The sequence below is a fragment of the Candidatus Niyogibacteria bacterium CG10_big_fil_rev_8_21_14_0_10_46_36 genome (genome assembly GCA_002772995.1).
Classification (GTDB): domain Bacteria; phylum Patescibacteriota; class Minisyncoccia; order 1-14-0-10-42-19; family 1-14-0-10-42-19; genus 1-14-0-10-46-36.
Map to the genome: position 1 here is coordinate 36829 of PFCO01000008.1, position 21655 is coordinate 58483.

General features: G+C 45.4%; 24 protein-coding genes. 22 read left to right on the forward strand and 2 right to left on the reverse strand.

The features are described from left to right. The first annotated feature begins 1 nt into the window (after nt 1). The 6 genes from COU47_03330 (at nt 2) to COU47_03355 (ending at nt 4370) form a co-directional block, all read left to right on the forward strand. A complete protein-coding gene (locus COU47_03330) occupies nt 2-616 on the forward strand; it encodes a hypothetical protein (GenBank protein ID PIR69376.1) in 615 nt (204 codons plus the stop codon). Between the two features lie 2 nt (nt 617-618). Continuing rightward, nucleotides 619-1323 (forward strand): cytochrome C biogenesis protein, encoded by a 705-nt coding sequence (locus COU47_03335; GenBank protein ID PIR69377.1) that lies wholly within the window; start codon nt 619-621, stop codon nt 1321-1323. Continuing rightward, nucleotides 1323-2453, forward strand: a complete 1131-nt coding sequence (locus COU47_03340; protein ID PIR69378.1) for a thiol-disulfide isomerase — start codon at nt 1323-1325, stop codon at nt 2451-2453. Before COU47_03335 ends, COU47_03340 begins: the two co-directional genes overlap by 1 nt. Nucleotides 2454-2514: 61 nt before the next feature. Next, nucleotides 2515-3057 carry a peptide-methionine (S)-S-oxide reductase gene (gene msrA, locus COU47_03345; GenBank protein PIR69379.1) on the forward strand — a complete coding sequence of 181 codons (543 nt, stop codon included), beginning with the start codon at nt 2515-2517 and terminating at the stop codon, nt 3055-3057. A gap of 1 nt (nt 3058) precedes the next feature. Continuing rightward, nucleotides 3059-3595, forward strand: coding sequence for a hypothetical protein (locus tag COU47_03350; GenBank protein ID PIR69380.1), 537 nt, complete (start codon nt 3059-3061; stop codon nt 3593-3595). A 13-nt stretch (nt 3596-3608) separates the two neighbouring features. Further along, a complete protein-coding gene (locus tag COU47_03355; GenBank protein PIR69381.1) occupies nt 3609-4370 on the forward strand; it encodes a hypothetical protein in 762 nt (253 codons plus the stop codon). A gap of 239 nt (nt 4371-4609) precedes the next feature. Here the strand turns inward: COU47_03355 and COU47_03360 are convergent, their stop codons facing one another. Continuing rightward, on the reverse strand, nt 4610-5374 hold the full coding sequence (locus COU47_03360) for a ZIP family metal transporter (GenBank protein ID PIR69382.1): 765 nt from the start codon (nt 5372-5374) through the stop codon (nt 4610-4612). A 392-nt stretch (nt 5375-5766) separates the two neighbouring features. On the opposite strand from COU47_03360, the gene COU47_03365 reads away from it, so the two are divergent. From COU47_03365 to COU47_03410, 10 genes are all read left to right on the forward strand, one after another. Next, nucleotides 5767-6186 carry a hypothetical protein gene (locus tag COU47_03365; GenBank protein ID PIR69383.1) on the forward strand — a complete coding sequence of 140 codons (420 nt, stop codon included), beginning with the start codon at nt 5767-5769 and terminating at the stop codon, nt 6184-6186. Then, on the forward strand, nt 6177-7298 hold the full coding sequence (locus COU47_03370) for a hypothetical protein (GenBank protein ID PIR69384.1): 1122 nt from the start codon (nt 6177-6179) through the stop codon (nt 7296-7298). Before COU47_03365 ends, COU47_03370 begins: the two co-directional genes overlap by 10 nt. Before the next feature lie 133 nt (nt 7299-7431). After that, complete coding sequence (locus tag COU47_03375; protein PIR69385.1) at nt 7432-7872, forward strand: hypothetical protein; 441 nt, start codon at nt 7432-7434, stop codon at nt 7870-7872. A 302-nt stretch (nt 7873-8174) separates the two neighbouring features. Next, nucleotides 8175-8975: a hypothetical protein gene (locus COU47_03380; protein ID PIR69386.1), complete on the forward strand. Its 801-nt coding sequence runs from the start codon at nt 8175-8177 to the stop codon at nt 8973-8975. Between the two features lie 54 nt (nt 8976-9029). Continuing rightward, nucleotides 9030-9281: a hypothetical protein gene (locus tag COU47_03385; protein ID PIR69440.1), complete on the forward strand. Its 252-nt coding sequence runs from the start codon at nt 9030-9032 to the stop codon at nt 9279-9281. After that, entirely contained in the window at nt 9281-10858 is a 1578-nt protein-coding gene (locus tag COU47_03390) for a hypothetical protein (protein ID PIR69387.1), read from the forward strand. The genes COU47_03385 and COU47_03390 overlap by 1 nt, the downstream gene beginning before the upstream one ends. 1 nt (nt 10859) lies before the next feature. Continuing rightward, entirely contained in the window at nt 10860-11570 is a 711-nt protein-coding gene (locus tag COU47_03395) for a macrolide ABC transporter ATP-binding protein (GenBank protein PIR69388.1), read from the forward strand. Between the two features lie 4 nt (nt 11571-11574). After that, nucleotides 11575-12819 carry a hypothetical protein gene (locus COU47_03400; protein ID PIR69389.1) on the forward strand — a complete coding sequence of 415 codons (1245 nt, stop codon included), beginning with the start codon at nt 11575-11577 and terminating at the stop codon, nt 12817-12819. 64 nt (nt 12820-12883) lie between these two features. Then, nucleotides 12884-13684, forward strand: a complete 801-nt coding sequence (locus COU47_03405) for a hypothetical protein (GenBank protein ID PIR69390.1) — start codon at nt 12884-12886, stop codon at nt 13682-13684. 17 nt (nt 13685-13701) lie between these two features. Continuing rightward, complete coding sequence (locus COU47_03410) at nt 13702-14424, forward strand: hypothetical protein (GenBank protein PIR69391.1); 723 nt, start codon at nt 13702-13704, stop codon at nt 14422-14424. Nucleotides 14425-14476: 52 nt separating this feature from the next. Here the strand turns inward: COU47_03410 and COU47_03415 are convergent, their stop codons facing one another. Further along, entirely contained in the window at nt 14477-15289 is an 813-nt protein-coding gene (locus COU47_03415) for a hypothetical protein (GenBank protein ID PIR69392.1), read from the reverse strand. A gap of 52 nt (nt 15290-15341) precedes the next feature. Between COU47_03415 and COU47_03420 the strand changes: the two genes are divergently transcribed. The 6 genes from COU47_03420 (at nt 15342) to COU47_03445 (ending at nt 21652) form a co-directional block, all read left to right on the forward strand. After that, nucleotides 15342-16199 carry a hypothetical protein gene (locus COU47_03420; protein ID PIR69393.1) on the forward strand — a complete coding sequence of 286 codons (858 nt, stop codon included), beginning with the start codon at nt 15342-15344 and terminating at the stop codon, nt 16197-16199. Between the two features lie 171 nt (nt 16200-16370). After that, a complete protein-coding gene (locus COU47_03425) occupies nt 16371-17636 on the forward strand; it encodes a hypothetical protein (GenBank protein PIR69394.1) in 1266 nt (421 codons plus the stop codon). Nucleotides 17637-17790: 154 nt separating this feature from the next. Then, nucleotides 17791-19608: an oligoendopeptidase gene (locus COU47_03430; GenBank protein ID PIR69395.1), complete on the forward strand. Its 1818-nt coding sequence runs from the start codon at nt 17791-17793 to the stop codon at nt 19606-19608. 76 nt (nt 19609-19684) lie between these two features. After that, on the forward strand, nt 19685-20206 hold the full coding sequence (locus tag COU47_03435; protein ID PIR69396.1) for a hypothetical protein: 522 nt from the start codon (nt 19685-19687) through the stop codon (nt 20204-20206). A 22-nt stretch (nt 20207-20228) separates the two neighbouring features. After that, nucleotides 20229-20465 (forward strand): hypothetical protein, encoded by a 237-nt coding sequence (locus tag COU47_03440; GenBank protein ID PIR69397.1) that lies wholly within the window; start codon nt 20229-20231, stop codon nt 20463-20465. Continuing rightward, nucleotides 20462-21652, forward strand: coding sequence for an oxidoreductase (locus tag COU47_03445; protein PIR69398.1), 1191 nt, complete (start codon nt 20462-20464; stop codon nt 21650-21652). The genes COU47_03440 and COU47_03445 overlap by 4 nt, the downstream gene beginning before the upstream one ends. Nucleotides 21653-21655 lie beyond the last annotated feature (3 nt).

The window sequence follows — 21655 nt, forward strand, 5'->3', positions numbered from 1 at the left end:
CATGCGCGAAACCCGCACAGGATTTGGAACGGTCATTCTGATAGTTTTTGCGGCGATTATTCTTTTGGGTGGCGGCGCATACATTGTTTTAGAGAAGAACACCGCTACTGATCGCGGCAGCGAGGAGCGTATGGATACCGAAAAAGATACGGGCATGACGGAGGAAGAAGCACCGAAAAAAGATGATAAAGATAATACCGCGAGCAAGGATTCAATGGATGGCGCAGACACAGAGACATCTTTTAGCAGCGTGGTGCTTGCGGGGTCGGAGTCACTGCTCCTTGATTTTTCAAAAATGGATTACGAAAAAGCTCTTTCCTCAAAAAAGATAGTAGTGCTTTACTTTTATGCGAACTGGTGCCCGATATGTAAGGCGGAATTTCCGAAGATGCAATCGGCGTTCAACGGGTTTTCAGATGCAGATATTATCGGTTTCCGTGTGAACTTTAACGATAACGAAACCGACCAATACGAAAAAGACCTTGCGCGCCAGTTCGGTGTTGCCTATCAGCATACGAAAGTCATCTTGAAAAATGGAGAGCGGGTACTCAAATCTCCTGAGTCATGGGAAGAGAACCGCTACATATCCGAAATTAATGCCATAGCAGTGAATTAATTATGCTTGATGTGTCGTTCATCGTCGCTTTTTTAGCAGGGTTGGTATCGTTTTTATCTCCCTGTGTGCTCCCGATAGTCCCGGGCTTTTTGGCGTATCTTTCAGGAACATCTACTTCGGAATCCGCAAGCCGGCTCCGTATCTTTTTGAACAGCTTTGTGTTTGTTCTCGGATTTTCGGTCGTATTTGCCCTGTTGGGTGTGCTCCTGAACACGCTTTTAGAATCGGTTGCGTATGATGTTCAGATATGGCTCGCGAGGATTGGCGGTGCGATCATTATCTTTTTTGGGTTGTATCTTGCTGGGCTCTTTCATATCCCGTTCTTAGAACAGCAGCATAAATTCGCCGTAAAAAAGAAATTCGCAAATTCATACATCACCTCATTTTTATTCGGCGCTGCGTTTGCTGCCGGGTGGACTCCATGCGTGGGTGCAGCGCTTGGCGCTATTCTTGGACTGGCGGCCACCGCTCCCGGGAAAGCATTTTATCTCTTGTTTATGTATTCATTAGGGCTTGGCGTTCCGTTTCTGATCGTGGGGCTTTTTGTTTCCCGCGCAGAGGCTTATATCAACCGGTATGCAGGAGCACTTTCGTATGTAAGCAAGGCATTCGGCATCATTCTGATCGTTCTCGGAGTGCTTGTTTTTACCCAGAGCTTGAATTTGATAGCAAATTTCGGTTTTCTTAATAACTTGTTGCTGCAGTGATGACTGTATCAAAACAAACAATCTTTTCTGTTGTAGTACTGGTGCTTGTTGTGGGTGCGATAGTGTATCTTGAATCACGGAAAGCGGACATCCCGTCATTATTGGGGAACCAAGATGTAACTATCTTGAACGAAGGAGAGCGCGTTGCCGAAAAAGAAAAAAAATTTGAACCGGCAAAAGAAATATCAACGCCGGACGGATTTATCAATACCGATGGTGTTACGATAAGCGAGCTTATCGGTAAAAAAATCATCTTGGTTGATTTTTGGACATATTCCTGTATCAATTGCCAGCGCACTACCCCGTATTTAAATTCATGGTATGAAAAATATGCGGACGACGGGCTGGTTATTTTGGGTCTTCACACGCCCGAGTTTGAATTTGAGAAAGATTATGACAACGTGGCTCGTGCGGTGGAGAAATTTGGCATTGAATATCCGGTTGTATTAGATAACGACTATTCTACATGGCGATCGTATGAGAACCGGTATTGGCCACGCAAATACTTGATAGATATAGATGGCTTTATTGTGTATGACCACATTGGTGAAGGAGCGTACGAAGAAACGGAACAGAAGATAGTAGAATTGTTAAATGAACGGAGCGCCGTATTAGGAGAAGATGCGGTTACGCTGGACGAAAAAAACCCGGAGTATATCCAGGATGTTGAGTTTGATAAGGTGCAGTCTCCCGAAATGTATTTTGGGTACGACCGTTTGCAATATATTGGAAATACATTTTTACGCTCATGTTTGGATTCGGTTTGCGATTTTGATGCAAAAACAGATATTCAGCGAAATACATTTAATTTAGATGGCTCGTGGCAGATAGGGCCGGAGGATACGGTGCTCAAGAACGGCGAGGGTGCAATCATACTCGGGTTTTCTGCGTCAAAAGTAAATCTTGTTGCCGGGACTGACGGTGGCGAGATAGAAGCAGAGATATATCTTGATGGAGAGCGGGTTGATGCGGCATACAAGGGCGCGGATGTTGATGAAAATGGTGTTGTGCGGTTCGGCGCACATGACCTGTATAATCTGATAGATTTGCATGGAGACTACGGCGAGCATGTCCTCTGGATAATGATAAAGCAGCCCGGACTCCAGGCATTTGCGTTTACGTTCGGGTAATATGCAAAATGTATAAATAACAAAAATACCGCCTATGCGGTATTTTTGTTATGATGACGATATGAATAAAAAAGTAATTGTTTTTGGCGGAGGCTGTTTTTGGTGCACCGAAGCCGTGTTCAAAATGCTTAAGGGTGTTCTTTCTGTAACCCCGGGTTATGCGGGCGGTACGACAAAAGACCCTTCCTATGAAGACGTATCAGCGCATAAAACAGGACATGCCGAAGTCGTGCGCATTGAATATGATGCTGATATCATGCCGCTCCATGATTTGTTAACGGTATTTTTTGCAACGCATGACCCGACAACGCCCAACCGCCAGGGAAATGATGTCGGTGAACAGTATCGCTCCATTATTTTGTACACGGACGAAGAGCAAAAAAAAGAAGCGGAAGCGTTTATCGAAAAATTAAACGGATCAATGGAGGAAGGCGAGCCAATAATAACCGCAATACAGCCGCTTGATGCGTTTTATGAAGCAGAAGATTATCACAAAGATTATTTTGAGAAAAATCCGCAAAATCCCTATTGTCAAATAGTTATCAACCCCAAGCTCGACAAGGTCCAAAAGGAATTTGCAGAGCTGGTAAAAGAAAATGAATAGTATGCACGAACACACTCATGGGCAGGAACACGCGGGACATGTGGATACGTCAGCGATTCGCCGTTCATTCCGCGATTTTATTCCCCTTGTGGTTATTTTTGGGGTTATTGCTCTTTTCACGATTATGCAAAGCATGCGAGCGGGTGCGTGGGAGACCGCGTATCTTATGCGCAATTTTATGGGAGCATTTTTTATCGTATTCGGAGGATTTAAAATCATACGATGGAAGGGCTTTGTGGATGCATACCAGATATACGACATTGTCGCAAAACGAAGTAGGGTGTATGGGTATACATACCCCATAATAGAGTTAGGGCTTGGGTTTTCGTATCTTTTTTCGTTCCAACTTGCTCTTGTTCAAGTAATAACAATAGCAATCATGTGCATCGGGGCTATTGGAGTAGGGCAGGAGCTAGTGAAAAAGAACACCATCCCATGTGCTTGTCTTGGTGTGGTGTTTAAAATACCTATGACCAAAGTAACGTTTTTTGAAGACATTCTCATGGCGGCAATGGCTGCGGGGATGTTTTTTGTGTAATACTGAATTGTGTATGTTTGAATTAACTAACAGGGTGGCGTTAGTGACAGGAGCGCGTCGAGGTATGGGGCGTACGCATGCGCTTGCGTTGGCGCATCAAGGCGCTTCCGTTGCGGTAACTGACATTGATGCGAATGAGTGCATGCCGGTTGTGGAAGAAATAACAAAAGCGGGAGGCAAGGCGGCATGTTTCAAAATGGATGTTTCCAATAAAGCAGAAGTGGAAGCAGTGTTTGATGATGTTATCAAACAGTTTGGGAGGCTCGATATTTTGGTGAACAATGCGGGTATTTATAAATCGCGCCCCGCGCTAGATATAACGGAAAAAGAATGGGACCAAATGATAGATATAGATCTCAAGGGGCAATTTTTGTGCGCTCAGCGCGCAGCACGCGAGATGGCAAAAAATTCTTGGGGTAGGATTATTAACATTGCCTCAATTGCTTCGGGGCAGACGGGTGTGGGTATTTTGGGTGGCACCCACTATACAGCGGCAAAGGGCGGAGTTATCGGGATGACGGAATCGCTTGCTATAGAATTTGCGCCATTGGGTATTTTGGTAAACGCTATAGCCCCGGGCGCTATTGATACGCCGATGGTAAATGCAGCAGAGATGCCAAAGGAGGCAATGGAGGGGCTCATTGCTTCTTTGCCGCTGAAACGGATAGGAAAGTCCGAAGAAGTGTCTGCCGCTGTAGTGTTTTTGGCTTCGGATGAGGCAAGCTATATTACCGGTTCTACGATATATGTAGATGGCGGGTGGCTTGCGGCGTAGTGTTCAGTTATCCACTTGTAATTTTTGCGGGAAAGAGTACTATGAAGATAGCAGTACTCTTATATAGGGCGGTTCCGATCAAATAATTTTTTATATGCGTCCAAATCGCGAAAATCCGAGGATTTTATGCCGAGGGCGCACACTATATAAGAGCGGACTAACTGCCAAAAAGGAGTACTGCAACAAAAAAATCCCACATGCTGGGGATTTTTTTGTTTTTAAGATACTGTTTTTAGGAGCTACTCAAAGAAAAGCAAGGAGAACATTGCGGCAATTCCTACGAGGATAAAGAGTATTTCAAGGAGCGATTGTTTTGTGCCGTGCTGCTTATGAAGCTCGGGGATAAGATCTGCGGTTGCAATATAGATAAAGTTTCCCGCTGCAAGCGCAATGATAAAGGGGAGCAGCGGCTCTATGGTACCCCCAAAGATAACTACAAGAAGAACGCCCGTTATAGCAACTAGTGCAGAGAGGAAATTAAACCAGAGCGCTTTTGCTTTTGAATATCCTGCGTGAATCAGTATGCCAAAATCCCCGATTTCTTGAGGAATTTCATGAAGGATTATCGCAAGTGTTGTCGCAATGCCCACCTCAACACTTATAAGATAGCTTGCGCCGATAATAATGCCGTCTACGAGGTTGTGGAGGCCGTCCGAAAGCAGAATGAGCCTGCCCACAGGAAGAATGTCTTGGCAGTCTTCGCAATCTGTAGGTTTTTCGTGGTGGTGATGGTGCCAGCCGAGTATTTTTTCAAATATAAAAAAGAATACAATGCCCGCGATAACGAGAAGCGGAATAAGCGGCGAGCCGCCGCCCGTCTCGAGTGCCTCGGGAATCAGGTGCAAAAAAGCGTCGCCGAGAAGCGCACCTATCGCAAGCGCGACAAGAAAAAATACCGCTTTGCGTATCTTTTTTTCATCTATTGAGATGATGATAAGTCCGATAAGCGCGATAAGGCTTACCGCAAAAACACTTATGAGAGCATAGAATGTGTGTGTTTCCATATATCCTCTTTTTATATTAAAATGGACCTTTGCATTTGACTATAGCGCATACGCACACCATGTCAAGTAGATGCGAATTATTTGCATTTATTTTGTGTGTGCGCTATTATATTGAAAATCCCAAACCAAGGAGGTATATATGAGCAAGACCACTGATGGCCTGAGTGTTTTTTTGTGCCATACGGGGAGTTGTTGTGCGAGCATCAGTTCCACAGAAGACGGAGGTATGCGTATTGAGGATGCTGATAAGCCAGAACGCGGCGGTATCACTCTTACCCGGGATGAGGTTGCGGAGCTTAAGCGAGCAATACAGAACGGCAATATATAGTTCTTTTATAAGGCCGCGCACGAACGCGGCTTTATTGTGACATTGTGTGGGATATAATGGTCGTATGAAGCAAAAAAAAGAAAAATTTAAAACAATACTTCATGATGCGGGTTATAGAGTTACGGCAGAGAGAATGGCGACGCTCCTGCTTCTTTCTCGTTCAAAAAAGCCCCTTTCCGTGCATGATATCGCGCGCGTATTGCGAAGCGTGCTTGACCAAGCGACAGCATACCGCATACTTCGATTATTTGAGCGATCAGGAATTGTCCGGCGTGTTGAATTTGGTAAAGGACGCGTGTATTACGAAATAGCTGATGCGAAAGACCATCACCATATCGTATGCACTGAATGCGGTGCTATAGAGGATTTTGAAGGATGTACCGCAGAACGCATAGAAAAAGAGGCGCTTAAACAATCAAGGCGCTTTTCTTCCGTGCGGAAACACTCGTTAGAATTATTCGGCGTTTGCAAATCATGCGCATAAATGCACGCATTATATTGCATATGTGGTGTGCCGGTCTTTTTATTCTAGGGCCTGTATTTGTTTTGGCTCAAGAACAAGCAATTCCCGAAATGTTTCGATTGAAAGTGCTGGATATTACTCAGGAAGGAGAACGCCCCATTATCGGGACGGACGCCAAAGCGTTTTTTCAAAATATACGAGGCGAAGTTCTTTCGGGCGAGAAAAAAGGCGATACTATAGAACTTGAAAACGATAGGATGCGTCTTCGTGTGGGAGATACTATATTTGTGCGCGCGTTGGAAGCGCCCACCGGGGAAACATTTTATACTGTGGATGACGTCGATAGGCGCAATTCTTTGTTCTTTTTTGTAGGATTATTTATGTTGCTTGTGATCGTATTCGGGGGGAAGCAAGGCATCCGCGCGCTTATGAGTCTTGCCGGCAGTTTTTTTGTTATTTTTTATTTTTTGCTTCCGTCTATTCTTTCGGGCGTATCGCCACTCTTGGTGAGCGCAGGTGTTTCTATTGTTATTCTGGTGATCGCTATTTATTTTACTCATGGCTTGACGCGCACATCAACAGCGGCACTCCTCGGTACCATTGTTACTATTTGTGTTACCGTGCTTTTAGCGCTCATTTCGGTACGGGCAACCCGTTTATCCGGTTTTACCGATGACACAAGTGTTTTTTTGAATTTTAATACCGCGGGCGCTTTGGATTTTCAGGGATTATTACTGGGAGCCATTATTATTGGTGTTTTGGGACTTCTTGATGATATAGCAATAACGCAAGCGGCTGCGGTAAAAGAGATTTTTCATGTGGACGCCTCGCTTTCGCGGAAAGATGTGTATGCTCGCGCGCTTCGTATAGGCAAGGAGCATGTAGGAGCGTTAGTGAATACGCTTGCACTTGCGTATACGGGCGCGGCACTTCCGTTATTGCTTCTCTTTTATGGATCTGAAGCATCTGTTTTTTTGATAATAAATAGAGAAATATTTGCATCAGAAATTATCCGCACTATGGTAGGAAGTATTGGCATTATTCTTGCGGTGCCCATTACTACGGGTCTTGCGGTATTATTTTTGGTGCAGAAAAAAAGAAGGGATCCGGAAAAAGGAAACATCTGTGCTTGAAGAGAAAAAGAATATGTTTTTCAAGTAACTATTTTTTAAGTCCTCCATGGGGGACTTTTTTATTTTCTCCAACATTTGATTCTTAGGGAGATAAATGCTATATTTTCCAAAGTTCTTCCACAGGAGGTTTTTGATGCAGAAAACAAACAAGGCGTTTTTGTTCTTTGTTCTGTTAATTGGATTTCTTTTCGTGGGATTTTCTAGCGGAGCCGATGAAACGCCGATATTGCCTGATTATACTGACGCGCCATTTCAGTTTGTGGCGGACAATGTGACAGGAAGCTCTGTTTTTCATCCGGAACAAGCGTTAACGAGGATCGAATGGTATGACACCGGAAATATTCAGCGGCCTGATATGGTAGCAGAGCCGAGCATGAACCATTTTGTCAGAGAAACCGTGTTCATATATACGCGAGAGAACGGCGTGCGTTATGCGGAATGGATACATCGCAGTACCGCTGTGTATAGGTATGCTTTTGTCCGGCGGACCAGAATCTACGGCTTCGTATGGGATAGCGCGAGAAATATGTTTATTTTTGACAAAAAGAAGGAGTTCAACTCATCCACGTATTAGAAAAAAACTAAAATTCAAAAGCTCCCGCCAAGGAGCTTTTATTATTTTTGTTATGGTACACTATAAAAATACGATCCGATTATTATTTGTTATAAGAATACTATGGAACATTTTGTTTGTACTGGTGGCTGTGGGGGTATATCGGGCACTCCAGGCGTCTGTCAGACAGAAAGCTGCCCGCATCACAAACATTCTCTTGAATCCTGTTCGTGCACCGATGGGAGCCATGACGATGTCAAAAGAAAGGCAGAATTGGAAGAGCTGAAACAAACGGAAGAGGGGTACAGGAATGCTGACGGCGTATGATTGAATCAGTTGTTCTGGGACTGCTGCAAGGCTTTGCAGAATGGCTTCCGATAAGCTCGGAAGGACTTTTGGTACTTGCGCAAGTAAATCTATTTGGCGAAACATCGATTATCCATGCCGTTGAGCTTTCACTTTTTTTACACTTAGGGACATTTTTTGCAGCTCTCATATATTTCCGGAAAGATGTTAGGCGTATTATACTGAATTTATTTTCTTACTCGCGTATTGATAATGTATCCCGCAGAGAGATCCGGTTTTATGCTGTTGCAACATTGGTGAGTGGCGTGTTGGGCTTTTCTCTCTTGTTTATTGTTTCTCGCGCGCTCGGTGAAGTAAGCTCTTTTGAGTTTGTGGGGAAGATAATCACTGGCGGTATTGCGGCATTGCTTTTTATTACCGCAGGATTAGGATTTTTACGCAAGGTAAAAGGAACGCGCACTAAGGAATTTCTTTCGCTGGGGGATGGTATTATTCTCGGGATTGTCCAAGGGTGTTCAGCGCTCCCCGGACTTTCCCGTTCAGGAACAACTGTTGCAGCATTTTTGCTCCGTGCATTCGATGATGCGTCTGCGCTGCGGTTGAGCTTTATTATGAGTTTGCCCATAGTGCTTGGAGGAAACATTGTTTTGCAGGTGAGTTCTTTCTCGGTAAGCGCTGAATTGTTTATGGGTCTTATTGCTGCGTTTGTGTCGGGATTTGTTACGATACATATCTTATTGCGTATTGCCCGAAGGGTGCAATTTTCTTGGTTTGTGCTTTTCTTTGCCGTGCTTACTGTGGCATCGCTCTTTCTTTGAAACGTACATTTCCTACTTGTATGATTTTTAGGAACATACTATTATACAAGTATGATGCGTAAACACGGAAAGGGGAATCATTTTTTCTTCGGTACTACCACCATGGGTGAAAAGGGCCAGGTTGTTGTTCCTGCGAAAGCCCGCAAAGCGATGGAGCTTAAAAAGGGAGAAAAACTTCTTGTGTTCGGCACGGGGCATGACATGCTCGCGTTCACTAAGCTTTCTCATATTGAAGAGTTTGCGGCACACCTCTCAAAGCGTTTGGGCGCTATCCGCTCGATCGTAAGAAAAACAAGATCAAAGTAATGCATTATCCTTCTATGTTGATTTTTTCTTTTGTACGAAGACATATAATAGTGAGCATCATTATTGCCGTAGTTGTTATCGGCGGCGGTTTTTTGATATTTGGTGGCGGAGACAAATCTACAATCGATTTTGCTGAGGTTCTTCGCCGCGATCTCGTGCAAGAAGTAAGCGTTACCGGCAACGCGGAACCCGCGCATGCAGTTGATCTTGCGTTTGAGCGCACGGGAAGGGTGGCGCGTATTTATGTTAGTGTCGGAGAAGAGGTATCCGCGGGCGCATCGTTGGTTGCGCTTGAAAATAGCGATATAGTTGCGCAATTACGGGATGCGGAGGCTCGGGTGAGCATTGAACAAGCGGTGCTCGATGAACTTTTGCGCGGGACTCGTCAGGAAGAGGTCCGGGCGCAGGAGATCAAGGTAGAAAACGCACAAACAACGCTTAATGACGCAAAGAAAAACCTGGTTGATGTTATTCTCGATGCATTTACAAAGGGGGATGATGCGATACGCAATAAGCTTGATCAAATTTTCGTAAATCCTCAGGGAGGAAATTATAATATTCATTTTACGGTTAACAATCCTCAGCTTGAAAGCGACATTGAAACAGGGCGTGCCTCCATAGAAACAACTCTTGATGCATGGCAGGTCTCGCTTGCCGGATTGTCAGCGCAAAACGATCCATCCTCTTTTTACGCGATAGCAAAAACAAATATTACCGACATCCGTTCTTTGTTGGACAAAGCGGCGCTTGTCGTAAATCAGACACAGGCAGGACCCACTATCTCGCAAGCAACGCTTGACGGGTATAAAACGGACATAGCTGCGGCGCGTACTGTGGTCAATACTGCCTCGTCAAACCTTTCTTCGGCTCAGGAAAAATTACAAAATGCGATATCCTCTCTTTCATATGAAGAACAGCAGCTTATAGTCAAAACAGCAGGGGCTACGTCGGAAGCTATTCGCGTACAAGAAGCAAAATTAGACCAGGCAGAAGCAGCGGTAATCGCGCGGCAAGCAGATCTCGCAAAAACCATATTGCGCTCGCCGCTTCACGGCATTATCACCAAGCAAGACACAGAGGTAGGCCAGATTGTTACCGCGGGGCCCCACGTTGTTTCGCTGATATCCGAATCGGAATTCGAAATAAAAGTGAATATTCCGGAAACTGATATTACAAACGTGAAGATAGGGAATAGCGCGCGGGTGACTCTTGATGCCTATGGAAAAGAAGAAGAATTTGGCGCACATGTTGTTATGATAGACCCGGCGGAAACGGTCATCGAAGGAGTGGTGACATACAAAACAACGCTTCAATTTGATGAACGGGATGAACGCATAAAACCGGGCATGACCGCGAATGTTGATATTTTAACTGCGGAACGGAAAAACGTGCTTGTTATCCCCACACGATCCGTTTCTACGAAGAACGGGACTCAATTTGTACGCGTCCTCCACGAGGACGGTTCTATAGAGGAGCGCGCCATAGAAACGGGTCTTCGCGGATCATTTGGCGATATAGAAGTGACAAGTGGGCTTAAGGAAGAGGAGAAGATCGTCACTTTCTTTGACGAAGAGTAGTATGGCTTTTATTGAGCTTAAAAATATAGCAAAAGAATATTCGGACGGAACCCGGGCTTTGCGCGGGGTTTCTTTTGATGTGGATGAAGGCGAATTTGTGGGGATTATGGGGCCTTCCGGATCGGGGAAATCTACGCTTTTACACATCCTCGGATTTTTGGATACGCAATCAAAAGGGACTTACACATTTGAACGCAAGACGTTTGATGATTACGGCCCGGAGGGCATTGCGCGGCTGCGTAATGAAAAAATGGGATTCGTGTTCCAGATGTTTAATTTGCTTTCCCGCGCGAGCGTATTGGAGAACGTAAAACTTCCCCTCACATATTCTTCGGTGCCGTCATCAGAGTGGGACAAGCGGGCGCTTGAAGCGATTGAATCAGTAGGGCTCGCGCATCGCGTGGAACATGAGCCATCAGAACTTTCTGGGGGGGAAAAACAACGCGTTGCTATAGCCCGCGCGCTGGTTAATAATCCCGAGATTATTTTTGCCGATGAACCGACTGGTAACCTGGATTCGAAATCAGGGAAGGCGGTCATGGAGATTTTGCAGGAGCTGAATGAAAAAAGGGGCCATACGGTATTTTTAATAACGCACGAAACATATACCGCGGAACACGCAAAACGGATCATTACCATTCGCGATGGCGAGATAGCAAGTGACTTTGAAGTGAAAAAACGCAGATGGGCCCGCGATCATTTTGCAAAGTAATAGTATGCAACTGAGCCAAACAATAAAAACAGCATTTGCAGCACTCCGCGCGCATCGTTCGCGCTCGTTTTTGACGATTCTCGGTATCGTTATCGGCATTACTGCGATTATTATGGTCATGTCTATCGGTGAAGCAGCCCAGGGAATCATTGTAGGAGAGCTCGGAGGATTGGGAGCCGAAACCGTTGTAGTGCGTCCCGGGAAAGAACCATCGGGTCCCACTGATATTGCGGAATCATTATTTTCCGACTCGCTCAAAGAGCGTGAACTGCAAGCGCTTCAGCGCAAACAAAATGTACCCAACGCGATTGATGTAGCGCCTGAAATTCTTGTGCCGGGGAGCGTATCGTTTGAAGGAGAAACATTTCGTCCCACTATTCTTGGTTTTTCTGCTGAATTCATGCGCGATGCTTTGGGGCTAAATATCACTGAGGGCGCGATTTTCGATGACATTGATATACGCAATAAAGCGCGGGTTGCGCTTATCGGAAACCGGGTAAAGAAGGAATTGTTCGGGGATGGTAATGCGCTCGGAGAAAATATCACTATCAAGGGGACAAAATTCCGTGTGGTCGGCGTATTTGAACAACGCGGCCAGGTTGTGTTTTTCAATGTTGATGAGCTTGTGCTCGTTCCATATACCGCAGCACAGACATTCTTAACGGGAAATAATTATTATAATCAGATAGTCATACGCGCGGATTCTCCTGAGTCGGTTGATAGGGTTGTATACGATATCAAGGCGACGCTACGCGCGCTCCATAATATTGAAGACCCCACAAAAGATGATTTTTATGTTCAGACTCAGCAGGGGCTTGTGGAGCAAGTAAGTACTATCATTGGTATTTTCACCATGTTTCTTACATTTGTGGTGGCAATCGCTTTGGTTGTGGGAGGGATCGGTGTTATGAATATTATGCTTGTATCGGTAACCGAGCGTACGCGTGAGATAGGCCTTCGGAAGGCGGTTGGCGCCACTAATAACGATATCTTAAAGCAGTTTTTAATTGAAGCTATATTTTTAACAGGATTCGGAGGCATTATCGGCATTCTTTTGGGTACATCTCTTTCATTTGGTGTGGGGTTGCTCGTAACCCAATTTGCGGGACTTTCTTGGGAATTTGTTTTTCCGGTTACCGGCGCTATTCTTGGGTTGCTTGCCTCAAGCGGAGTGGGGGTAGTGTTCGGGTTATATCCCGCTAAAAAAGCGGCTGAGAAAAGCCCCATAGAGGCGCTTCGTTACGAGTAGCAAAACATACCATTGTGCATAACTACACTCGCCGATTGGCGGATGCTGTTTTATAATAAAACATATGAAAACATATCGAATGCTCGCAATTTTTCTTGCGTTTATCGGGCTCGGTATTATGATTTACCTGTCTTATTTGCATTACGCCAACACGCAGTCGTTTTGTGATTTTTCTGAAGAGGTATCGTGCGATGTGGTAACTACAAGTTTGTATTCCGAGGTATTTGGCGTTCCCATATCCCTTTTGGGGGCAGGATTTTTTGGCGTATTGTTGCTTTTGCTCTTTTTGAACAAGAAAGATGATGTATTCCAGGCGGTATTTTTCCTAACGCTTTTAATGCTTGTTCCCTCTTTGTACTTTACACTTCTTGAAGCTACTGTGATTGGAGCATTTTGCGTGTTATGCGAATCGTCAAAGGCGGTTATGGGTGCAATTCTTGTAGTTTCATTTTTGGCAGTACGAAAGGTTGCCCCCTTTCCATATAAGCAAATTATCCCAATTGTTATCGGCGGTCTTCTTGTTATTGGGGTCATATTTTTTGCGCAAGCAGGAGGCGGCACTAAGGAGGATTATTCCGAATTATTTTTATGTGCGAATGATAATGGAATAACATACTATAAGTCAGTTAGGTGCAGTAGCTGCAGACAACAGGAAAAAGTATTTGGACCCGCATACACAACATTGCGTGCGATTGAGTGTCATCCGGAAGGAGATAATCCGCAACCCGAGCTTTGTCTAGAGAAAGAAATATCAAAAACCCCGACATTTATTCTTGAGAGGGACGGGCAAGAAGTAAAACGAGTTATCGGCATCCAGCAAATTGATGCATTTGCCGAGTTCGCGGAGTGTTCTATTGATAAGTAATTTATATTTTTAATTTTATGTTAGAAGGAAATCTCACACTAGGTATTATTATTGGAGCAGCGCTTCTGGATAGCATCAATCCTTGTGTCATTGGTGTTTTGGTATTTTTGATAGCGTTTATGACACGGGTGTTTAAGAGCAGGAATCGTATGCTTGTAGGGGGTCTTGTGTATACGCTTGTTGTGTACCTTACCTATTTGCTCTTAGGATTTGGTATTCTCCGGCTTACATTTTTGAGCCCTGATGTCGCAACTACATTTTATTGGATTGTAGCAATCATCGCCATTTTTGCAGGTTTTTTGGAGATAAAGGATTACTTTTGGTACGGGAAAGGATTTTCGTTGCAGATGATACCCGGCGCATCAGCCCGCATTAAGGCATACACGGATTGGATTGAGCGCATACAATCTCGTCACTTCAGCTTACTCCTACTAACTATGGTAGTGTTGGGTGTTTTTGTCGTTCTTGTTGAGCTCCCGTGCACAGGTGCTCCGTATTTGGCAGTGCTCGGCCTTTTGTCTCAGGGGCATTATGCATCTGCGGTGCCGTTATTGCTACTGTATAACTTCATATTTGTTCTTCCGCTTCTCTTTATCATTGGGTTTGCGTATTTCGGGACCTCCTCAGAACGATTAGAGGCATGGCGGCGTCAGCATCGCGGACTTATGCGTCTTTTGGTGGGCATCTTCCTTATCGTGCTTGGATTCTACATGATCTATTCGTTGAATCCGGTGTTTTAAATTTCCATTGCGCCACAAAAGAGAAACCCCTGAATTATTCAGGGGTTTTTTGTTACCTTCGTGAGGGTGTGTATGGAAAAAGGGGCGTATGTTCCGGAGCTCTTGGCGCTTTTTCAGGAATGGTTTGGGCACACGCGTTAAATCCGTTTTCTTTATCTGTATCGCAGAAGCGCTTTATGGGAATGGCAAAGCTAATGCCGGAACCCGGCCAAAGAGCGGTAGGCACGCCTATAAGATCGCCTTGGCTATCAAATAAGCCGCCACCGCTGTTCCCCGGATTGACATGCAGGTAGAGCTCCATAAATGGATACAGAGTGCCAGGCATCTTTCGTGCGGGGTGTGTGATGTAGCCCCATGAGACATCCCACTGGAGAATTCCAAACGGATGGCCAATCGTGATAACCTCTTCCCCGATAGCATCATCGCGGTTCATGTTATCAAAATCTCGAGCGTCAATCTTTGCATATGACCCGAAGGTCGTATCTATTTTCAGCCGAGCCATGTCTTTTTCGTTGTCTACCCATTCTATCTTTTTTAGGGGAAAACGCTCTCCGTTCCAGAGCTCGATAGTGATCTCTTTTATTTCGAACGAAGGCGGCGCAGTAACTACATGCGCGTTCGTAAAAATTATCCCGTCAGGGTGTACGATAACTCCCGAGCCTATGCCACGGAAGGTGGCGCCTGCAGGATTTTGCGTTGAGATGAAATCCACGGTAATCGCAACAACGACTCGTTTCGTTATTCGGAAATTTTGCCGTATGATGGGCGCATACGAGCTAAGCTCTTGCCGTGGGGGCGCAGATGATGCCGCTGTTACAAACGGAAGCATGCAGCATAACAGAAATACGGTTACTACTTTGGGCATATAATAACCCTCCCTTGTTAAAGAATACTCTTTTAGTATAGCATTTATTGTTTTGCCCCCGAAAAAGCGCTATAATAAAGGCATATCATTAATGTTTTTATATATGGAAACACCTATGGGAAAAAAATATCTATATATTGTGATTATCGTAGCCCTGCTTGCATTTTCTTATGCTGCAGTCGGACTTATTGGCGTATTAAAAAATTCTGTTGATCCGTCCTTTGCGCGGAGCTTTTCCGTATCGGGGGAGGGCAAGATTGTTGCCGTTCCTGATATCGCGCAATTTTCTTTTACCGTCATATCTGAAGGAGGAACTGACATCGCTACATTGCAGAAAAAAAATACAGAGAACGTAAATGCAATCATTGATTTTATGAAGTCAGAGGGCGTTGACGAAAAGGACATCAAGACCGAAAGCTATAATCTTTCTCCCCGGTACCAATACTATAATTGTTCGCGGCCAATTCCGCTTGATGGCGGTGCTGCAATAGAGCCGTGTCCTCCGCCGGAAATAGTCGGATATTCCGTTACGCAAATAGTTTTGGTGAAAGCTCGCGAAGGCAACTTCGAAAATATCGGCACACTTCTTTCCGGGGCAGTAGAGCATGGTGCAAATTCAGTGTCACAGTTATGGTTTACCATTGATGACCCTGCGTTTCTGGAACAGCAGGCACGGGAGGAGGCAATCACTAAAGCAAAGGAAAAAGCAAAAGCAGTTGCGCGTGCGGGAGGATTTCGTTTGGGGAGGCTTCTTTCACTGAACGAAGGAGGATACAGTCCGATATATAAGATTGAGACTGCGCGTGACAGTGCACTTGGCATAGGAGGAGCTTCGGTCCCCACGCCTGCTATTGAGCCGGGGTCTCAAGAAGTCATGATAACTGTAAATCTTACCTACGAAATACGATAAGCGGTATGCTTGCGATTATTTCGTTCCTGATTCTTGCGATATTGCTCGGCATTCTCTATTTTGCGGGGGTGCATTGGTTCTAAAATATTTTTTACAAAACACCTCTTTTAAAAAGGGGTGTTTTGTGGTATACTGTTCTGGCTGTTGGTTCTTTATAAATATACAAGGAGGATGTACTGTATGCATGAAACCTACATCATTGATGCAGGGCGGACTTGGACTGGTAAATATCTTGGTGCATATAAAGATATTCCGATATCTGATCTTGCCGGGTCGTTCTTGCAGCAATTTCTTAACAAGGCAGGGCTCGATGTTTTCCGCATAGATGGATGCTATATGGGCATTGTCTATAGTGCGGGCGCAGAACAGCATCCGGCACGGCAAGCCGCCATAAAAGCAGGACTAGGGTATGCCGTAGATGCAGTAAGTTTGTGTAAGGTATGCGCATCAGGTCTTGCTGCGGTAGAGTATGGCGAATTCAAAATATTACGCGGGAAGGATTTGGTCATTGCGGGCGGCATGGAATCCATGTCGAGAACCCCGTATCTTCTTTCACGAGAGAGACATATCGGCATAGATATTCTTAGCAAGGAAAAATCTAACTTCGCAGTTACCCTAAAAGATTATTTTGAGCTGCATGAGGATATGGATGCCGAGGCATTTCTATCCAAAACAAAGATATATGACAGCATGAATCTTGATGGTTTGTGCGATGCGTATGCTGAAGATAATGCTTTGATGGGGCACATAGCGGAGGAATATGTAAAACGCGAAGATATATCGCGCGAAGATATGGATGAGTATGCATACGAAAGTTTTGTCCGCGCAAAAGAGTATCAGAAAAAGATTGAGCGGCAAATCGTTTCCATCGATGGCATAGACATTGATTTTGACCAAGGATGGAGAACGCCTGACCGGGGAAAGATGAGGTCGTTACGGCCTGCCTTTGCTCCGGATGGAAAAATAACATCAGCGAACGCTTCGCAGGTTTCTGACGGAGTCAGCGCTGTGCTACTTGGGTCTAAGAAAGCGCATGCCTATTTTAAGAACAGAGGAAAAGAGGCTCTCGGACGGATACGCGCGTGCGCCACATTTTCCGGACATCCGAATGAGTATCTCTCCGCTCCTATATATGCAATAGCTGAAGCATGCAGACAGGCGGGCGTACTCGTTTCTGATATTGACCTCTTTGAAGTGAATGAGGCATTCGCGATAGTTCCCATGGAAGTCATGAAGGCATTTTGTGTGTCGCGTGACAGGATGAATATCTGGGGCGGGGCAATTGCCAACGGGCATCCGCTTGGCGCTTCGGGAACAAAAATACTTTCGAATCTTGCATATCAGTTGCAAGATACCGGCGCGCGGTATGGTATCGCGGCTGCATGCAACGGCGGCGGCGAAGCAATGGCCATAGTAGTAGAGAATCCTCCGAAGTAACAAACGCATATCCCGTTATCATGTTTTGGTACCGGGATTTTTTATTTACAGGAAATGCCATATACTGGATGATATATCGTTTACGCAATGGGTGTTTTGTGATATTGTTCTGCAGAAATATGATATTTACAAAATAATATATAGAGGAGGCAACATGACCCCAAAAAAAGAAAATAATCAGCAGATTCCCGCATGGGACCTTTCGGACCTATATACGGGACTTGATGACCCGCACATAGAAGCGGATATCAACAATACATATGAACGGGCAAAGGCATTCGAAAAGGCATACCGCAATAAGATTAACACTGACTCGCTTACATCGCCCTTTTTGCAAAAGGTGATGAAGGAGCTCGAAATCATATCCGAGCAATCGGCAAAATTATCTACATACGCGTATCTATTGTATGCGAGCGACACAAGCAACCCTGCATACGGCGCGTTCCACGAAAAGATCAAAGAAAAGAATACGGATATCCGAAAACATATCTTATTTTTTGAACTGGAGTGGGTGCAGGTTTCCGATGCGGATGCCGAAGCGCTTCTTCAGGAAGAAGCATTGTCGCGCTACAAGCACTCGCTTGAGAATGAACGAATATTCAAGCCGCACAAATTGAGCGAGCCCGAAGAGAAGATCATGGATGAAAAAAATAATGTCGGACCCTTAGCATTCCAGCGTCTTTTCGATGAGATTATAAACAACATCGTTTTCCGTATGGAAGTCGACGGAGAGAAGAAAGAACTTAGTGAGTCCGAGCTTCTTAAGTTTTTATACGATGAAAGCAGAGACATCCGGAAAGCGGCGGCGCGGTCGCTCACAGAGGGACTTGTTGCGAACGGGAAGACCATTACATTTATATTCAATACGCTTCTTAAGAACAGCGCTGTTGAAGACAGCATTCGTTCGTATCCGAGCGTCATGGCTGCGCAGAATCTCTCAAACGAGATAGATCAGAGCACGGTAGACGCATTTTTGAATGCGGTAGAGGCAGGGTATGACATTTCGCATGATTATTACCGTCTCAAAAAGAAGGTGCTCAAAGTAAAGGAGCTCTACGACTACGACCGCTACGCTCCGATTGTGTTAGAGGAAGAGGTTTCTTTCCCGGAGGCGCAGGATATGGCGCTTCAGGCGTACGGCGCATTTTCTCCGCGCGTGTCTTCTATCGTAGAAAAATTTTTTGCTCATAAATGGATTGATGCAAAGATGCAGCCGGGCAAGCGGGGGGGCGCATTTAGCCATGGGGCAGTGCCGAGTGTGCATCCGTATATTCTTATGAACTATGCGGGGACGCTTCGGGATGTTTCTACGCTTGTGCACGAGCTTGGACATGGCGTGCATCAATACCTTTCGCGCAAGCAGGGGATGTTCCATTCAAATACTCCGCTTACCACCGCAGAAACCGCAAGCGTATTCGGAGAGATACTCCTGTTTGATTATTTGAAGAAGCGAGAGTCAGACCCAAGGAAACGGCTTGCACTCATTATGGGAAAATGCGAAGAAATGTACGCAACGGTATTCCGCCAGGTCATTTTCACCCGGTTTGAGGAAGCGATACACACTGAACGGAGAGAAAAAGGCGAACTGGAACAGAAACGGTATGACGAGATATGGATGGAGCAGAACAAGAAAATGTTTGGCGATACGTTAACCCTTACTGATGATTATGCGCATTGGTGGCTCTATATCCCGCATTTTGTTCATGTTCCGTTTTACTGCTACGCATACGCGTTCGGACAGCTTCTTGTGCTTGCGCTCTACCAAAAGTATCTGGAAGACGGAAAATCATTCGTCCCGGGGTATATCGACCTACTTTCAGCCGGTGGGAGTGATGCACCGCATGTGCTTCTGCATAAGCATGTTGGAGTGGATATTACAGACCCTGCGTTTTGGCAGAAGGGTATGAATATCCTTCGGGATATGCTTGCCGAAGCGGTAGACATAGAAGCTTCCTTAGATAAAAATAAATAACGCACACGGCGCCTTGTCAAGAAACAAGGCGCCTTTTTTTGTCTCCAGGAATGATTTATAATTGTAGGGATTACATATGGAAACGGACATCAAAAAACGACCATTGCTTATACCTGTTATTCTTCCGCTGCTCACCTTTGTGCTGGGATTTGGATTCGCGTGGCTTGTATTTTCTGGGGGTGGTGCTGACGATACAACCAATAACGAATCCAATACTGCGTCGGATGCGTTTTCCATTCCATTGGGGCATAGCTCTGTTTCTGTTGATGACCAGCGTGCGGGTGAGAGCGTATTTATAGCACTTGCGACACTTTCCCGAGGCGCGTGGGTTGCCATACACGAAGACCAGGATGGCATGCCAGCGAATATATTAGGAGCACGGTATTTCCCCGGAGGAAAAACCGCAGGGACCGTAGAATTGCTTCGCGGCACTGTTCCCGAGCGTGCGTATTACGCAGTTATTCACGCGGATGACGGAGATAGGGAATTCGATTTCCGGAGAGACGAAGCGCTGCAAGATCCGTTTGGTAATCTTATCATGAGTGCTTTCCGGACATTTTCTGAGGAGGCGCCTAATGGGAGCGGCACCGGACAATAGTGTGTTATAATAATTGTGTACGATGATAGGCGGAATATCACAACCTCTTTTTATCTTCACCATTCTTCTTGCGCTCTGGACATTGCCATGGAAAGGGTTTGCGTTGTGGCGTGCGGCGCACCGGAACGACAAGTGGTGGTTTGTCGTATTTTTGATAGTAAATACGGCAGGCATTCTTGAGATTGTCTATCTTATTGTGACGCGCAAAAAAAATGACGTGCATGCAGATGCATCCTCCATGCCGTCTTCTCGTATATGAAAAAAGGGATTTTTATAGGAATTGGTATCGGTATTATTGTGTGCGGCAGCGTATGGGCCGCATTTTTTTATTGGAATAATTTGCGTGGGGCGGGCCCTGCAATAAAGCCGCCAGTAGATGATGTCGCGGAAGTTCTTGAGCGTGGCGGTATGCCGTTTATGGTGCCGGATGGCTTTTCACTTTCTTTGTTTGCGGATAATATGTCCGGCGCGCGCGTTATTGCGTTTGATGCCCTCGGTAACATGTGGGTATCCCGCACCTCGGAAGGAGTAATATCACTCATTGAGCTTGATGAATCGGGGGATGTTTTGCATATAAGTAATATTTTCAGAAATCTGAACCATCCTCACGGGATTGCGTTTGACCCGGATGACCCGCAGGTGCTTTATTTTGCGGAAGAAAACAGTATATCGCGGGTCCGCGTATATTCTGACGGGCAGCCGGAGAAAATAGCAGATCTCCCATCCGGGGGCGGGCATAGCACGCGGACAATAGCATTCGGTCCCGATGGGCGGCTGTATGTGTCTATCGGGTCATCGTGTAATGTGTGCAGGGAAGAAGACCCGATGCGCGCAAAAATATTTTCATTGCATAAAGACGGAAGCGATATGAGAGAATACGCCTCCGGATTACGAAATGCCGTATTTTTTGGCTGGAGTCCGTTTGATGGACGGATGTGGGCGACGGAAATGGGACGAGATGAATTAGGGGATAACACGCCACCAGACGAAATTAATATCATTGTTGAGGGGGGAAACTATGGCTGGCCCGTCTGTTACGGGGGAAACACTCATGATACGGAATTTGATAAAAATACATATGTGCGAAATCCGTGCATGGAGCCGTTTGAGCTCCCGTCATATATTGATCTGCAGGCGCATTCAGCGCCTTTGGGATTTGCATTCATACCCCAGAACTCTTCATGGCCAGAAGAGTATTGGCATGATTTGATAGTTGCGTATCATGGATCCTGGAACCGGAGCGTACCGACCGGGTACAAGCTTGTTCGTCTAGAACTTGATACATTTGGAAATGTATTAGGTATGGGTGATTTTGCTACCGGATGGCTTCAAGACAACGGAGCGCTCGGCAGGCCGGTTGATGTTGTGTTTGGTCCTGACAGCTCCTTGTATGTATCAGATGATAAGGCGGGGGTGGTGTATAGAATTACATACAAAGATATATAAAAA

Bases quoted from the DNA above. Each gene is read 5' to 3' on its own strand.
- COU47_03445 (PIR69398.1), top strand. From the start codon at position 20,462: ATGAAAAAAGGGATTTTTATAGGAATTGGTATCGGTATTATTGTGTGC.
- COU47_03390 (PIR69387.1), top strand. From the start codon at position 9,281: ATGCATTATCCTTCTATGTTGATTTTTTCTTTTGTACGAAGACATATA.
- COU47_03410 (PIR69391.1), top strand. From the start codon at position 13,702: ATGTTAGAAGGAAATCTCACACTAGGTATTATTATTGGAGCAGCGCTT.
- COU47_03385 (PIR69440.1), top strand. From the start codon at position 9,030: ATGCGTAAACACGGAAAGGGGAATCATTTTTTCTTCGGTACTACCACC.
- COU47_03340 (PIR69378.1), top strand. From the start codon at position 1,323: ATGACTGTATCAAAACAAACAATCTTTTCTGTTGTAGTACTGGTGCTT.
- COU47_03395 (PIR69388.1), top strand. From the start codon at position 10,860: ATGGCTTTTATTGAGCTTAAAAATATAGCAAAAGAATATTCGGACGGA.
- COU47_03330 (PIR69376.1), top strand. From the start codon at position 2: ATGCGCGAAACCCGCACAGGATTTGGAACGGTCATTCTGATAGTTTTT.
- COU47_03415 (PIR69392.1), bottom strand. From the start codon at position 15,289: ATGCCCAAAGTAGTAACCGTATTTCTGTTATGCTGCATGCTTCCGTTT.
- COU47_03400 (PIR69389.1), top strand. From the start codon at position 11,575: ATGCAACTGAGCCAAACAATAAAAACAGCATTTGCAGCACTCCGCGCG.
- COU47_03370 (PIR69384.1), top strand. From the start codon at position 6,177: ATGCGCATAAATGCACGCATTATATTGCATATGTGGTGTGCCGGTCTT.
- COU47_03440 (PIR69397.1), top strand. From the start codon at position 20,229: ATGATAGGCGGAATATCACAACCTCTTTTTATCTTCACCATTCTTCTT.
- COU47_03425 (PIR69394.1), top strand. From the start codon at position 16,371: ATGTACTGTATGCATGAAACCTACATCATTGATGCAGGGCGGACTTGG.
- COU47_03380 (PIR69386.1), top strand. From the start codon at position 8,175: ATGATTGAATCAGTTGTTCTGGGACTGCTGCAAGGCTTTGCAGAATGG.
- COU47_03355 (PIR69381.1), top strand. From the start codon at position 3,609: ATGTTTGAATTAACTAACAGGGTGGCGTTAGTGACAGGAGCGCGTCGA.
- COU47_03335 (PIR69377.1), top strand. From the start codon at position 619: ATGCTTGATGTGTCGTTCATCGTCGCTTTTTTAGCAGGGTTGGTATCG.
- COU47_03350 (PIR69380.1), top strand. From the start codon at position 3,059: ATGCACGAACACACTCATGGGCAGGAACACGCGGGACATGTGGATACG.
- COU47_03435 (PIR69396.1), top strand. From the start codon at position 19,685: ATGGAAACGGACATCAAAAAACGACCATTGCTTATACCTGTTATTCTT.
- msrA (PIR69379.1), top strand. From the start codon at position 2,515: ATGAATAAAAAAGTAATTGTTTTTGGCGGAGGCTGTTTTTGGTGCACC.
- COU47_03365 (PIR69383.1), top strand. From the start codon at position 5,767: ATGAAGCAAAAAAAAGAAAAATTTAAAACAATACTTCATGATGCGGGT.
- COU47_03430 (PIR69395.1), top strand. From the start codon at position 17,791: ATGACCCCAAAAAAAGAAAATAATCAGCAGATTCCCGCATGGGACCTT.
- COU47_03405 (PIR69390.1), top strand. From the start codon at position 12,884: ATGAAAACATATCGAATGCTCGCAATTTTTCTTGCGTTTATCGGGCTC.
- COU47_03360 (PIR69382.1), bottom strand. From the start codon at position 5,374: ATGGAAACACACACATTCTATGCTCTCATAAGTGTTTTTGCGGTAAGC.
- COU47_03375 (PIR69385.1), top strand. From the start codon at position 7,432: ATGCAGAAAACAAACAAGGCGTTTTTGTTCTTTGTTCTGTTAATTGGA.